This window comes from Sunxiuqinia dokdonensis, from assembly GCF_001270965.1.
Lineage (GTDB): Bacteria > Bacteroidota > Bacteroidia > Bacteroidales > Prolixibacteraceae > Sunxiuqinia > Sunxiuqinia dokdonensis.
On sequence record NZ_LGIA01000114.1, the window covers coordinates 1 to 1,322 of the forward strand.

Below are 1,322 nucleotides of genomic sequence, written 5' to 3' on the forward strand. Positions count from 1 at the left end.
CGGTGCAGCCCAGCAGACAGATCGCCACGCTCCATTACATTCCGCTCGCAATGATGCTGGCGACTAGCTGCCTACTGGTACTGTTTACTGCGACTTCTTCTTATTTTTTGTGCCCCTGTTTAACCGCTACGCGGTAATGGGTTTTGCGGGCTCTCTTGTTTCTACAATACGGTAACCGCTACGCGGTAGCTTTCAATTGCTCTTCTGCTGGTGGTTGGAAACTCGAAACTTCAAACTTGAAACCTCTTCGCGCCTTGGCGCCTTTGCGTTATCGGGACAAGTTTTGTGTTTAAATCTTGCGGCCCACGAGCTGTCGGGGCAGGCTGATTACTGCGACTGGGACTGTTCTCCCTGCTAGGCCGTAATCAGATCGAGTCCCTCTATCTTTTCAAAATCTTTGATATTATGGGTTATCAGAGCGCAATTATGAACAAGACAAGTTGCTGCGATAATGGCGTCGGGTAATTTGATGGAATGTGTTTTCCGTATTTGAATCGTTTTCCGAATGACCTTTTCGTCCAGGTCCAGCACCGTTGATCCGGCCACAAAAGATTCTAAAACAATCGTTTCCTGTTTTGTCAGCTTACTGAAGCCTAACAGTTCGATCTGGTTAATGACTGAAATATAATAGTTCCCGGAGAGAATACGATCGATCCGTTTTTCTGACTCTTTGGATAAGGCCAATCCCAGGTAATAAATCACTACATTGGTATCTATCAAATAGTCCTGTCCTTCCATTCGTTTCTTGAATTTTCGATTTCATGGGCCAGTTCAATTGCCCGATCGTGTGAAATTGAACCTTTCAACTGAAGCAGGGGATTCTTCTCCGACTTTCCGGTATGAATCAGCTTAATCATGTTGGCCTTCTCAAGACTTTTCAGGATAGCCAAAGCATTCTTGTTTTTCAATTCAATTTTTATCGTTTCCATTCGTGCAGCATTTTGATACGAAATTACGAAAAACCTTTGATTGTTTTCCCCATTAGGGTTTATTCGTTGGCGGTGTGCACAGTTGTCGGTTGTGCGTTGGCTTTCTCCGGCAACTGCCGGACCAGGGGTCGCGTGGGCTTCGTTGCACCCGGGGCTATAAATATTTTTCCCCTCCGGGGAAGGTCTTCTTCGCGTCTTTGCGTTATCGGGACAAGTTTTGTGTTTAAATCTTGAAACTCGGTTCTACGCTCCTCCGTCATTGGTTGGACTTTGGATTTTGGCCCATGGGATTTGGAATTTTCTCCGTGTTCCTCTGTGCATTCCTCCGTGCAACTCTGTGGTTAAATCTTGATCTCTTTTCCGTCCGCCGCGGCGGTGGTGCGTTTTGCAGGC

2 protein-coding genes are annotated in these 1,322 nt (G+C 46.4%); both read right to left on the reverse strand.

The genetic code is table 11. The features are described 5' to 3' along the window. Positions 1-354: 354 nt before the first annotated feature. Positions 355-738, reverse strand: a complete 384-nt coding sequence (locus NC99_RS07595) for a type II toxin-antitoxin system VapC family toxin (RefSeq protein ID WP_053181770.1) — start codon at positions 736-738, stop codon at positions 355-357. After that, positions 717-929, reverse strand: coding sequence for a hypothetical protein (locus tag NC99_RS07600; RefSeq protein WP_053181775.1), 213 nt, complete (start codon positions 927-929; stop codon positions 717-719). The genes NC99_RS07595 and NC99_RS07600 overlap by 22 nt, the downstream gene beginning before the upstream one ends. Between the last annotated feature and the right edge of the window lie 393 nt (positions 930-1,322).

What these genes read in the sequence shown, in the direction of transcription:
- NC99_RS07600 (WP_053181775.1), bottom strand. Translation starts at nt 929, where the DNA reads ATGGAAACGATAAAAATTGAATTGAAAAACAAGAATGCTTTGGCTATC.
- NC99_RS07595 (WP_053181770.1), bottom strand. Translation starts at nt 738, where the DNA reads ATGGAAGGACAGGACTATTTGATAGATACCAATGTAGTGATTTATTAC.